This window comes from Streptomyces sp. NPDC050448 (genome assembly GCF_040655295.1).
Classification (GTDB): Bacteria; Actinomycetota; Actinomycetes; order Streptomycetales; family Streptomycetaceae; genus Streptomyces.
Map to the genome: position 1 here is coordinate 45,390 of NZ_JBFAJR010000020.1, position 11,780 is coordinate 57,169.

Here is an 11,780-nt window from a genome sequence, read left to right on the forward strand (position 1 = left end):
GGTCGTGCCGGGGCGGCCCGGGTCAGGCCGATCCGGTCCACGGGAGGGTGGTCCCGGCAGGGGCGGAGGCCGCGTACAGCTCGTCCACGGCCCGGACCTCGAAGGCGGCCGCCCGCTCCCGGCCGGCGCGGGTGACGGCCGGGAGGTGGAGGGCCGTGCCGCAGGTGCCGCCGAGGAAGCGGCGGGTGCCGTCCGGGAGCAGGCGGTACAGCTCGTAGTGGCGGACCGGCCCGGCTGCCCGGCGCCAGGACAGCCGCACGGAGGCCTTGCCGTCCTGCTGGGCCGAGGCGTCCACGGTCAGCGCACTCGGAGACGCCGGGCGCCGCCGCGCGGTGTCGTCGCGTACCGACAGGGCGCCGAGCCGCCAGGACACCGCTCTGTTCCCGCGGGCCGTGATCCGTACGGCCAGCCCGTACGCGGTCCTGCCCGCCAGGGACGAGAGCCCGACCCGGGAGGTGTGCCAGCCGCCCCGGCCGGAGCCCTCGGTCTGCGGCTTCAGCCAGGTGTACGGGACGGGCTCGCCGGGGGCGGCCGGCTCGCGCGTGGCCACGCCCACCTCGAGCGTGAGCGCGCCCGCCTCGGTGGCGTGCACCAGCTCCAGGACGGCGGACCCGGTCACGGGCAGCCGGGTCGCGTGCAGCCCGACGGTGGCCGGGGCGGTGAGTCTGCCCGCCACCAGGAGGCTGGAGCCGCCGCGCCAGGCCCTCGCGAAGTCCAGCGTGACGGACGGGCGCGGCCCGGCGCTCTGCACGGCCCAGCGGCGGCCCGGGAGCCGGTCCTGGAGCCCGAGGTGGTTCCAGGGGGTGCCGGAGGTGACCTTGCCGTCCTCGTACCAGCGCTCCCCGTGTCCGGTGTTGAAGGCGCAGGCGAAGGGGAGGGCGGTGACAGTGGACCGGTCCGCGACGGCGGTGGCGGGCGCCCGCCAGGTCCCCTCGGGCGCGGGGTGGGCCGGGTCCAGGGACTCGCCCGTCCAGAACCGGTCGTCGGCGTGGTGGAAGGCGCCGGGGGAGCGGTCGGTGAGGTGGCTCAGGGTCCACTCGGGCCGGTAGAAGCCGATGCTGACGACGTGGTCGCGGTCGCGCGGGATGATCGCATCCCAGTGGACGGTGGAATTCCAGCCGTCCGACTCCATGTCGAGCGCCGCCCACAGTTCGTGGCGGGAACGGCCCAGCCGGCCGGCGAGCGCGCCGGATGCGGCCAGGGTCTGCGCCGTCCAGCGGAAGTCGACGAACATCGTGTCCGCGACCCGGCCCGCCCGGTCTTCGAAGAACTCCTGGTTGAGCTGGTTGAGCGCGCCCTGCCAGCCGACCCGGCCGGTGCTGTTCAGGGCGTCGTACCAGGTGATCCGCAGGCCGTACGGGGCGCCGGCCGCCCGCAGGGCGCCCAGGAACTCCCGCATCCGGGCGGCGAGCGAGCTGTCCCCGCCGTCGGTCTCGGCATTCACGAACCAGCCGTCGAACCCGTACGTCCGCGCCACTTGGACGAGCTTCTCGGCGATCGGGAACCGGCCGAGGGCGTCCTGCTGGACGAGGTCCCGGGTCCACCGGAGGTCGCCGCCGTACACGACGGGCGGCAGGAAGACGTTGCCCAGCACCGGGACGCCGTTGCGGTGGGCCGCGTCGACCACGGGCGCGTTCGGGGCGAGCACGATGCCCTCGCCGGAGGAGCCGCCCCAGAACACGAGTTCGTCGAGGTACGCCCAGTGCGTGAGCGCGTAGTAGTCGGCGGTCGCGGAGCCCTGGGAGGGGTTCCGGGAGGTGGGCCCGAAGGAGACGAGCGAGGAGATCCGGGCCTGGCCGCCGCGGGCGCCCGCGTTCGGCGGGACCGGGGTGAAGCGGGGCGCGAGCGGCACGGTCGCGGTGTTGTACGCGAGGTCCGGATCGGACTCGGGGGTCCACTGGCGGAGCGAGCGCCAGGTGATGCCCGGGCCGGGGGAGCCCTGGGGGAGCGAGTCGGGGAACCAGTAGGAGGCGTACGGGGCCAGCTCGGCCGGGGGCGGGGTGGCGTCGGCCTGCGTGCCCCGGGTGGCGTGAACGCCCGGGGCCGGGGCGGCCTGTGCGGCCTGCGCCCGGGTGGCCGCGCCGGCCGCGCCGAGCAGCGCGGTGGCCCCTGCCCCGGCCCCGGCGGCGAGCACCCCGCGCCGGGTCGCAGACGCCGTAGGCGCCGGCGGTGTCGGAGGTGCCGGAGGTGCCGGAGGCGCCGTACGGAGGGAACGGGCGGTGCGAGGGTCGGCGCCGTTGCCGGTCTCGGACATGCGGGGCTCCTCGGTGACGGGGTGACGCGTGACGGGGCGACGCGGCGGCAGGGTGACGAGGTGACGGGGGTGACGCGTGACGCGTGGGGTGGCGGTCGGTCAGGTGACGTCGCGGACGCGCACCACCTCGGTGATGCCGCGCGCGGACAGATGGGCGGGGTCCTCGGCGAGCTCCGCCAGGACCACCGCGGGGCGGACTCCCTCGGCCGCCAGCGCGGCCCAGGCCTCGAAGTAGGCCCCGCCCGGAGCGCACACCGAGCGCCTCGGCGCGGCCTCCGCCCCGCCGACGTCCACCGCCAGCGCGGTCGACCGGACGGCCGGGCGGTGCTCCCGGCCCCGCCACTCCCCGGCGATCCGGGCGACGGCCGCGCCGGCCGGCTTGGTCCTGCGGTCGTTGGTGAGCAGGCCGAGCCCGTACTCCAGTTCCGGGAAGTCCGCGAGCTCCCGGGACACGTCGTGCGAGCACCACCAGGTCACGCCCCACAGGCCCGGGCAGTCCAGGACGTTCGCCACGGTCGCCTCGGTGAAGGAAGCCGCGTGCTCCGGCGGGATCAGCGGGGCGGGCGCCCCGACCTCCTGGAGCCACACCGGCCGGTCCGGATCGCGCGCCCAGGCCTTCGACAGCTCGACCAGGTACGCGGCGTGGTGTTCGGTCGCCGTCCCGGTCCGCCCGTGGCGCTGCGCGGTGCCGTTGAACACCCAGGAGTGCACGGCCGTGGCCGCTCCCAGCCGGGCTGCCTGCGCCACCGTGAAGGGGTGCCCGTCCTGGTACCAGGCGGCGTCGTACTCGGCGTGCACGTGGAACCGGCCCGGGGCGCCCTTCTCGCAGGCCGCGAGCATCCGCTCCAGCCAGCGGCCCGCCTGCTCACGGGTGATCCGGTCCGGGTCCGGATGCGGGGCGTCGGCGAACTGGTTGATCTCGTTGCCGACGGTCATGCCGAGGAAGTTGGGCCGGTCGGCGAGGGCGGCGGCCAGCGTGCGCAGGTACTCCTCCTGCCCGGCGACGACGTCCGGGTCGGTGAAGATGTTCCGGCGGTGCCAGGTCCCGGTCCACGCGGGCAGGAAGTCGAAACTCGACAAGTGGCCTTGCAGGCCGTCCACGTTGACGTCGAGCCCGCGCTCGGCGGCCGCGTCGGCGAGCGAGACGAGCTCCTCGACGGCGCGCGGCCGGATGAGCGTCCGGTTCGGCTGGAACACCGGCCACAGCGGGAAGACCCGGATGTGGTCCAGCCCGAGCGCGGCGACCGAGTCGAGGTCGGCCCTGATCTCGTCGAGGTCGAAGTCGAGCCAGTGGTGGAACCAGCCCCGGGCCGGCGTGTAGTTGGCGCCGAAACGGAGGGTGCGGGCCGGGGCTCGGGCGGGGGTGCGGGCGGGCGGGGGAACGGCGGTGCCGTCGCGCATGAATGGTCCTGGAGTTCAGGGGAATTCGCCGGACACCCCATAAGCTGCCGGGCTCCACGGGAGAAAGTCAACAGGGCCTTCGGCTCCGGGCGGAGTGGTGGACTTATGCGCTTCAGCGCTGTTGACAGCAGGGTTGTCGGCGTCTGAAGCTGGGTGAGCTAATGCGGTTTAGTTCTTTTCGGCCACTGGCGTTCCCGAAGGAAGTGCGGGGAAATCACCGGCCTCCCCGCCTTCACCCTGATCCCGCTGCACCTCCAACAGGCGTGCGGGCTCCGGCCGTCGTCGGGAGTCGTGCCGGGCACGTACTGGATGCTGGTCAAGGCGGCCTGCCAGGGCAGGATCGCGTACGGTCCCGCCATTGCCGTCCGCGTACGCGGCGTACTTGACGCACCCGAGGGATGAAGAGGCAGGCCATGGCCCGCAGACCCACCATCAAGGACATCGCCCGCCGGGCCGGGGTGTCCGAGAGCGCCGTCTCCTTCGCGCTCAACGACCGGCCCGGCGTGTCCCAGGACACCCGCGCCCGGATCCGCCGGGTCGCCGAGGAACTCGGCTGGCAGCCCAACAGCGCCGCCCGCGCCCTGTCCGGCGAACGCTCCGGCGCGGTCGGACTGGTGCTCGCCCGGCCTGCGCAGACCCTCGGCGTCGAGTCCTTCTTCCTCCAACTGGTCTCCGGCATCCAGGAGGTGCTGTCCGCGGGCCGGGTCGCCCTGCTCTTCCAGGTCGTGGACGGCATCGACGCCGAATGCGCCGTCTACCGCCGCTGGTGGGCCGAGCGGCGCGTGGACGGGGTCCTCGTCGTCGACCCGCGCACGGACGACCCGCGCCCGGAGCTCCTCGCGCAGCTCGGCCTCCCGGCCGTCATGATCGGCGCAGCGGGCGGGACCGGCCCCCTGTCCTCGGTCTGGGCCGACGACGCCCGGGCCATGGCCCAGGTCCTGGACCACCTGTACGGGCTGGGCCACCGCCGGATCACCCACATCGCCGGGCTGCCCGGCCTCGCCCACACCGCCCGCCGGATGGCCTCGCTGCGCACCGAGGCCGCAGCGCGCGGGCTCGGCCCGGAGCACGTGCGCTCGGTGGTCACCGACTACTCCGACGCCGAGGGGGCGGCCGCGACCCGCCGGGTCCTCGCCGAGCCCGAACCGCCGACCGCGCTCGTCTACGACAACGACGTGATGGCGGTGGCCGGCATCGCCGTCGCCGCCGAGCTGGGCATCGCGGTCCCCGGCCGGATCTCCATGGTGGCCTGGGACGACTCCGCGCTGTGCCGGGTCACGCACCCCCGGCTCACCGCCCTCGTACGCGACACCGCGGGCTTCGGCCGGCTCGCCGCCGAGGAGCTCCTCGCCGTCCTCGCCGGGAGTCCGCCCCGGGCCCGCGAGAGCGAGCAGCCCCGGCTGGAGCCCCGGGAGAGTACGGCCCCGCCGCCGACCGCATACTGAACCCGACCCCTTCCTGGAGCCGCTGCCGTGACGAGTCCCCACCCCGCCTTCCCCGCACCGCGGGCCACCTCCGCGGCCGCCGGCCTGACGGTCGCGATCGACATCGGCGGTACGAAGATCGCCGGCGCCCTGGTGCACCCCGACGGCACGATGACGGCCACCACCCGCCGCCCGACCCCGCCCGGCGCGGACGGCGACGCGGTCTTCGCCGCCGTCGCCGAGGTCGTCGCCGACCTCGCGGGCTCCCCGCTCTGGCCGTCGGCGGTCCGCTGCGGCATCGGCAGCGCGGGCCCCGTGGACGCCTCCCGCGGCACGGTGAGCCCGGTCAACATCGGGGCGTGGCGGGAGTTCCCGATCCAGGCCCGGGTCGAGGCCGAACTGGCACGGCACGGCACGGCGCTCCCCACCGTGCTCGCCGGCGACGGCGTGGCGATGACCGCGGCCGAACACTGGCTGGGCGCGGCCCGGGGGCACGCGAACGCCCTGTGCATGGTGGTCTCCACCGGGGTGGGCGGCGGGCTGATCCTGAACAACCAGCTCCACCCGGGCCGCACGGGTAACGCGGGCCACATCGGCCACATCAGCGTGGCCTTCGACGGTGAGCCGTGCGTCTGCGGGGGCCACGGCTGCGTGGAGTCCATCGCCTCGGGCACCGCCATCGCCCGGTGGGCCCTGGCCCAGGGCTGGACCCCGGCGAGCCCGGACGGGGATGCCACTGCGGCGGGCGTGGCCGTGGCCGCCGAGGCCGGGGATCCCGTCGCCGTGGCCGCCTTCGACCGCGCGGGCCGCGCCCTGGCCGCCGCCATCGCCGCCACCGCGACCCTTGTCGAAACGGACATCGCGGTCATCGGCGGGGGCGTCGCCACCTCGGGCGACACCCTCTTCGCGCCGATCCGGGCCCACCTCGCCGACTACGCCGCGCTCTCGTTCGTGAAGGGCCTCCGGGTGGTTCCGGCGGCCCTGGGCACCCACGCGGGACTGATCGGCGCGGCCGCGGCGGCGTTGATGCTGCTGCCCGGCGCCTGACCGTTTCTGCGCCTGACCGTCCCTACGGCTTGACCGACCGGTAGTACCGCCGGGCGCCCTCGTGCAGGTCCAGCGGGTCGGTGTAGATCGCCGTGCGCAGGTCCACCAGTTGCGCCGCGTGCACCTCGTGCCCGATCCCGTCACGGCTGAGGATCACCGTCCGCGTGAACTGCTCGGTCAGCTCCGGGTCCGTCCCCTCCGTGGTGACCAGCAGGTTCGGCACGGCCAGGGTCGCCACCGCCGACGTGTTCCTGGCCCGCGTGTAGGCGTCCTGGGGCATCACCGCCGCCCGGTAGTACCGCGCCGGGCTCCCGCTCGCCTGGAGCGACTCCACCAGGTCGCCGAGCTGCACGAGCCGGATCTCGAACCGCTCCGACAGTTCCCGCACCGCGTTCGTCGGCAGGCCGCCGGACCAGAAGAACGCGTCGATCCGGCCGGCCTCCAGCTCCGCCGGCATGGCGTCGATGCCGATGGGCACCGGGGTGATGTCCCGCGCCGGGTCCAGCTTGGCCGCCGCCAGCAGCCGCTCCGAGATCAGCCGCACCCCGGATCCCGGCTGGCCGACCGCGACCCGCTTGCCCTTCAGGTCACGCGCCGACTGGACCGTCGACCCGGCCGGCACCACCAGCTGGACGTAGTCGTCGTACAGCCGCGCGACGCCGCGCAGCCGGTCCGCGCCCGGCTTTCCGTCGGCCCGGTACTTGGAGACCGCGTCGGCCGTCGCGATGGTGAAATCGGCCTTCCCGGCGGCCAGCCGCTGGAGGTTCTCCTGCGAGCCCTGGCTGGTCTCCAGCCGCACCTTCACGCCGGGCATGTCCCGGGCGAGCGCCTGCTCCAGCAGCTGGCCGTAGCGGTGGTAGACGCCCGTACGGACACCCGTGCTGAAGGTCAGCCCGCCCTTGAGCTCCGGCTGCCCGAAGGGCCTCAGCCACCACGCGAGCAGTCCGAGCACCCCGAGTACGGCCACCAGCCCCCACAGGGCGGTGCGCCTGCGGATGCGGGGCGGTACGTGAGCCATGGCCGCGATCCTGCCACCGACCCGCCGCCCTGTCACGGGCCGCCCGGCCCGGGCCCCCGGATCCGACCCTGCGACCCCGTGGATCTGCCCCCGGATCCCCCAGCGGATCCGACGCCCGAGCCCACGCCCGAATCGCCCCCCGGCGCAAACCTGGTCCGCAGCCGCTCCAGCAGCCTGCGCGCCGCCGGCCCCGCCGGGCCGTCCGCAGCCAGGCCAGGGCGACCCGCCCGCTCAGCGCGGGCTCTGCTGTCCGCTGCCGACGACCTCGACCGGGCCCTCGGCAGCGGAACCCCCGTACACGGGCCGCGCAGGACCTGCTGCCCGTCCTCTTCGGCCGCCGCCTGCCCGCGGGCCGGCTGCACGGGGGGCCGGAGGGCTTCCGGGTACCGCCTACCCTTGTTGCATGACCAGCAGCAGCGACCGGAGCACGGCAGTGGACGTCAAGGGAACATACGAGGTGCGCACCTACGGGTGCCAGATGAACGTGCACGACTCCGAGCGACTGTCCGGTCTGCTGGAGGACGCGGGCTACACGCGGGCGCCCGAGGGCTGCGACGGTGACGCCGACGTCGTGGTGTTCAACACCTGCGCCGTCCGCGAGAACGCCGACAACAAGCTGTACGGCAACCTCGGCCGGCTCGCCCCGATGAAGACCAAGCGCCCCGGCATGCAGATCGCCGTCGGTGGCTGCCTCGCGCAGAAGGACCGCGACACGATCGTCAAGCGGGCCCCCTGGGTGGACGTCGTCTTCGGCACCCACAACATCGGCAAGCTGCCCGTCCTGCTGGAGCGCGCCCGCATCCAGGAGGAGGCGCAGGTCGAGATCGCCGAGTCGCTGGAGGCGTTCCCGTCCACGCTGCCGACCCGCCGCGAGTCCGCGTACGCCGCCTGGGTCTCGATCTCGGTCGGCTGCAACAACACCTGCACGTTCTGCATCGTCCCGGCGCTGCGCGGCAAGGAGGAGGACCGCCGGCCCGGCGACATCCTCGCCGAGGTGGAGGCCCTGGTCGCCGAGGGCGTCTCCGAGATCACCCTGCTCGGGCAGAACGTCAACGCCTACGGCTCCGATCTGGGCGACCGCGAGGCCTTCTCGAAGCTGCTGCGCGCCTGCGGCCAGATCGAGGGCCTGGAGCGGGTCCGGTTCACCTCTCCGCACCCGCGGGACTTCACGGACGACGTGATCGCGGCGATGGCCGAGACGCCGAACGTGATGCCGCAGCTGCACATGCCGCTGCAGTCCGGCTCGGACGGCATCCTGCGCGCGATGCGCCGCTCGTACCGCCAGGAGCGCTTCCTCGGCATCATCGAGAAGGTCCGCGCCGCCATCCCGCACGCCGCGATCTCCACCGACATCATCGTGGGCTTCCCCGGTGAGACGGAGGAGGACTTCCAGCAGACGATGCACACGGTGCGCGAGGCGCGCTTCGCCAACGCGTTCACCTTCCAGTACTCCAAGCGCCCCGGGACCCCGGCGGCCGACATGGAGGGGCAGATCCCGAAGGAGGTCGTCCAGGAGCGCTACATGCGGCTGGTCGCCCTCCAGGAGGAGATCTCCTGGGAGGAGAACAAGAAGCAGGTCGGCCGCACGCTGGACGTCATGGTCGCGGAGGGCGAGGGCCGCAAGGACGGCACGACCCACCGCCTGTCCGGCCGTGCCCCCGACAACCGCCTGGTGCACTTCACGAAGCCGGAGGCGGAGGTCCGTCCCGGTGACGTGGTGACGGTGGAGATCACATACGCGGCCCCGCACCACCTCCTGGCCGAGGGCCCGACCGAGTCGGTACGCCGTACCCGCGCGGGCGACGCCTGGGAGAAGCGCAACGCGGCCCCGGCGCAGCCCCAGGGCGTCATGCTCGGCATTCCGACGCTGGGCGTCCCGGCCCCCCTGCCGGCGGCCACCTCGGGCTGCGCCCTGCCCGCCTCTTCCTGACGCTCCGCTCGCACAGCTCGGCGGCGCCGGGCGCTCCCGGCCCCTTCGGCGTGTGCAGCCGGGGGGGCTGGGGGGCTGGGCGGGCAGCCCCGGGGAACGGTGGAAGGGCGGGCAGGGGCAGCCCCGCAGGGCCCGGGCACGTCCGCTCGCCACGTCCGCGGCACGCCCGCGCCACGTCCGGTCCCCGCCGCGCGGAATCTGCGCCGGAACCGGGGCCCGGCAGAGCCAGCGGCCCCGGGCCGGAGCCCCTGGAGCGGAGGGGCCCGCCGAGGCCCCGTTCCGCCCCGCGACGGCTAGGCTGCGGATCATGCTCGTTGCCGCCGCCGTCTGCCCCGCCCCGCCGCTCCTCGTGCCCGAGGTCGCCGCGGGGGCCGCCGCCGAACTCGGCGACGCCCGTACCGCCTGCTCCGACGCGCTCGCGGTGCTCGCCGCCTCCCGCCCCGATCTGCTGGTCGTCATCGGCGCCGCCGACGAGGACCACCGCGGCCCCTACCCGCAGGGCGCCCGCGGCAGCTTCCGCGGATTCGGCGTCGAGGCCGACGTACAGCTCGGGTCCGGGGACGAAGGCCCCCGGCTCCTCCCGCCGTCCCTCGCCGTCGGCGCCTGGCTCCTCGGCCGGGCCGGCTGGGGCGCCGCGCCCGTGGAGGGCCTCGGCGTCGGGGAACCGCTCGGGACCGCGCAGTGCCTCGAGGCCGGCCGGGGGCTCGCCGTGCGCGAAGAGCGCGTCGCGCTCCTCGTTATGGGCGACGGCAGCGCCTGCCGCACCCTGAAGGCCCCCGGGTACCTCGACGACCGCGCCGCCGCCTTCGACGCCGCCGCGGCCCGCGCCCTCGCCGCCGCCGACGTGGCCGCGCTCGCCGCCCTCGACGCCGAGCTCGCGTACGAGCTCAAGGCCGCCGGCCGGGCCCCCTGGCAGGTGCTGGCCGGCGCCGCGGAGGGCGCGGGCCTCGACGGGCGGCTGCTGTACGAGGACGCCCCGTACGGGGTCGGCTACTTCGTCGCCGCCTGGTCTTAGCGGGCCCGGGCAACCCGGGCAAGAGGAAGGGCGCGCGTTCCGCGGAACGCGCGCCCTTCCTTCCGGGACCCCGTCAGGAAGCCGTCGGCGGCGTCGGCCCGCCGGGGGCGTCCTTGTGCGCGATCTTGCCCAGGGCGTCCTTCGCCTTGCTCGTGCCGGTCTCGATGTGGCCGTGGTACTTGCCCTTGGTCTTGGAGTCCACGGCCTGGGCGATCTTGTCGAGGTTCTGGCCGATCTTGCCCTCGTGCTGCTGCGCGAGGTCGCCGACCTTGTCCTTCGCCGGAGCGAGCTTGGCCTTCAGATTCTCCAGCAGGCCCATGGGTCACCTTCCAGTGGCTGTAGCTACGTACGGGCGCTCTCGCCGGCCTCGCTGTCCGCGGCGGCCTCCGCCGACTGCTGCTTCGGAATGTCCACGGCTTCCGCCGCAGGAGCCTCCGTGGTCGCCGACTCGGCCCCGGTCTCGCCGACCGCAGCCTCGGACTCCGTCGTCACGTCCTCGGACGCGACCTCCGCGGTCGCATCTTCGCCCTTACGACGAAAAAACCGATCAAAAACGCCCATGTCTACTCCCATAACGTTACTCGTGCGGGTGAAGTTCCGCCTCGTTCGGCCCGGCCTCCGCCGGTCGTACGCCGGGCGGAACCTCGCCAGGGCAACGACTCCGCCACCACCCCGTCACGTAACTCGATCGGGTGCATGCCGCAGGGTTTGCGAGACTGGGGCGGTGAGGAATGCAGCTCCCGCCCCGCGGGTCATCGCCGTCGTCGGTCCCACCGCGGCCGGAAAGTCCGATCTGGGCGTAGCCCTGGCCCAGTATTTCGACGGCGAAGTCGTCAACGCCGACTCCATGCAGCTGTACCGGGGGATGGACATCGGCACCGCCAAGCTGACGACCGAGGAGCGCGGCGGCGTCCCGCACCACCTCCTCGACATCTGGGACGTCACCGAGACCGCGAGCGTCGCCGAGTACCAGCGTCTGGCCCGTGCCGAGATCGACAAGCTGCTCGCCCAGGGCCGTACGCCCGTCCTCGTCGGCGGATCGGGCCTGTACGTCCGCGGCGCGCTCGACGCCATGGAGTTCCCGGGCACCGACCCGGAGGTCCGGGCCCGGCTGGAGGCGGAGGTCGCGTTGCGCGGCCCCGGCGCCCTGCACGCCCGCCTCGCCGCCACCGACCCGGCCGCCGCCCAGGCGATCCTGCCCAGCAACGGCCGCCGCATCGTCCGCGCCCTGGAGGTCATCGAGATCACCGGGAAGCCGTTCACCGCCAATCTGCCCGGCCACGAGTCGGTCTACGACACCGTGCAGATCGGCGTCGACGTGGCCCGGCCGGAGCTCGACGAGCGGATCGCCCTGCGCGTGGACCGGATGTGGGAGGCCGGGCTGGTCGACGAGGTCCGCACGCTGGAGGCCCGCGGCCTGCGCGACGGAGTCACCGCTTCCAGGGCGCTCGGCTACCAGCAGGTGCTGGCCGCCCTCGCCGGCGAGTGCACGCAGGACGAGGCCCGGGCCGAGACCGTCCGCGCCACCAAGAGGTTCGCCCGCCGTCAGGACTCCTGGTTCCGCCGGGACCCCCGGGTGCACTGGCTCAGCGGTGCCGTCGCGGACCGGGGGGAACTCGTCGGACTCGCGCAGTCGTTGATCGAACGAGCGGTCACAGCCTGATCACGTGATGGCATCGGGACGCCCCGCG

At 74.5% G+C, this 11,780-nt stretch carries 10 protein-coding genes; 5 read left to right on the forward strand and 5 right to left on the reverse strand.

Translation table 11 applies throughout. The annotated features are described in order from the left end of the window. Positions 1-22: 22 nt before the first annotated feature. Both AB0I68_RS23090 and AB0I68_RS23095 read right to left on the reverse strand, forming a co-directional pair. On the reverse strand, positions 23-2,254 hold the full coding sequence (locus AB0I68_RS23090) for an endo-beta-N-acetylglucosaminidase (RefSeq protein WP_363179233.1): 2,232 nt from the start codon (positions 2,252-2,254) through the stop codon (positions 23-25). Positions 2,255-2,353: 99 nt separating this feature from the next. Further along, positions 2,354-3,655 (reverse strand): glycosyl hydrolase, encoded by a 1,302-nt coding sequence (locus AB0I68_RS23095; protein ID WP_363179234.1) that lies wholly within the window; start codon positions 3,653-3,655, stop codon positions 2,354-2,356. A gap of 413 nt (positions 3,656-4,068) precedes the next feature. On the opposite strand from AB0I68_RS23095, the gene AB0I68_RS23100 reads away from it, so the two are divergent. Both AB0I68_RS23100 and AB0I68_RS23105 read left to right on the forward strand, forming a co-directional pair. After that, positions 4,069-5,100, forward strand: coding sequence for a LacI family DNA-binding transcriptional regulator (locus AB0I68_RS23100; RefSeq protein WP_363179235.1), 1,032 nt, complete (start codon positions 4,069-4,071; stop codon positions 5,098-5,100). Positions 5,101-5,184: 84 nt separating this feature from the next. Continuing rightward, positions 5,185-6,126 carry an ROK family protein gene (locus tag AB0I68_RS23105; RefSeq protein ID WP_363179302.1) on the forward strand — a complete coding sequence of 314 codons (942 nt, stop codon included), beginning with the start codon at positions 5,185-5,187 and terminating at the stop codon, positions 6,124-6,126. Between the two features lie 22 nt (positions 6,127-6,148). On the opposite strand, the gene AB0I68_RS23110 is transcribed toward AB0I68_RS23105, so the two are convergent. After that, positions 6,149-7,144, reverse strand: a complete 996-nt coding sequence (locus AB0I68_RS23110; protein WP_363179236.1) for a TAXI family TRAP transporter solute-binding subunit — start codon at positions 7,142-7,144, stop codon at positions 6,149-6,151. Positions 7,145-7,547: 403 nt separating this feature from the next. Here AB0I68_RS23110 and miaB point away from each other — a divergent pair, with 403 nt between their 5' ends. Together miaB and AB0I68_RS23120 are read left to right on the forward strand one after the other, a co-directional pair. Then, positions 7,548-9,074, forward strand: a complete 1,527-nt coding sequence (gene miaB, locus AB0I68_RS23115; protein WP_363179237.1) for a tRNA (N6-isopentenyl adenosine(37)-C2)-methylthiotransferase MiaB — start codon at positions 7,548-7,550, stop codon at positions 9,072-9,074. Positions 9,075-9,381: 307 nt separating this feature from the next. After that, positions 9,382-10,089 (forward strand): hypothetical protein, encoded by a 708-nt coding sequence (locus AB0I68_RS23120; RefSeq protein ID WP_363179238.1) that lies wholly within the window; start codon positions 9,382-9,384, stop codon positions 10,087-10,089. A 73-nt stretch (positions 10,090-10,162) separates the two neighbouring features. Here the strand turns inward: AB0I68_RS23120 and AB0I68_RS23125 are convergent, their stop codons facing one another. Then, positions 10,163-10,408, reverse strand: a complete 246-nt coding sequence (locus tag AB0I68_RS23125; protein WP_363179239.1) for an antitoxin — start codon at positions 10,406-10,408, stop codon at positions 10,163-10,165. Positions 10,409-10,431: 23 nt separating this feature from the next. After that, positions 10,432-10,581 carry a gliding motility protein gene (locus tag AB0I68_RS23130; protein ID WP_363179240.1) on the reverse strand — a complete coding sequence of 50 codons (150 nt, stop codon included), beginning with the start codon at positions 10,579-10,581 and terminating at the stop codon, positions 10,432-10,434. Positions 10,582-10,813: 232 nt separating this feature from the next. Here AB0I68_RS23130 and miaA point away from each other — a divergent pair, with 232 nt between their 5' ends. Beyond that, positions 10,814-11,752, forward strand: a complete 939-nt coding sequence (gene miaA / locus AB0I68_RS23135; protein ID WP_363179241.1) for a tRNA (adenosine(37)-N6)-dimethylallyltransferase MiaA — start codon at positions 10,814-10,816, stop codon at positions 11,750-11,752. Positions 11,753-11,780 lie beyond the last annotated feature (28 nt).

Coding starts and splice junctions, on each gene's coding strand:
- AB0I68_RS23110 (WP_363179236.1), bottom strand. CDS start 7,144: ATGGCTCACGTACCGCCCCGCATCCGCAGGCGCACCGCCCTGTGGGGG.
- AB0I68_RS23090 (WP_363179233.1), bottom strand. CDS start 2,254: ATGTCCGAGACCGGCAACGGCGCCGACCCTCGCACCGCCCGTTCCCTC.
- AB0I68_RS23095 (WP_363179234.1), bottom strand. CDS start 3,655: ATGCGCGACGGCACCGCCGTTCCCCCGCCCGCCCGCACCCCCGCCCGA.
- AB0I68_RS23120 (WP_363179238.1), top strand. CDS start 9,382: ATGCTCGTTGCCGCCGCCGTCTGCCCCGCCCCGCCGCTCCTCGTGCCC.
- AB0I68_RS23100 (WP_363179235.1), top strand. CDS start 4,069: ATGGCCCGCAGACCCACCATCAAGGACATCGCCCGCCGGGCCGGGGTG.
- miaB (WP_363179237.1), top strand. CDS start 7,548: ATGACCAGCAGCAGCGACCGGAGCACGGCAGTGGACGTCAAGGGAACA.
- AB0I68_RS23125 (WP_363179239.1), bottom strand. CDS start 10,408: ATGGGCCTGCTGGAGAATCTGAAGGCCAAGCTCGCTCCGGCGAAGGAC.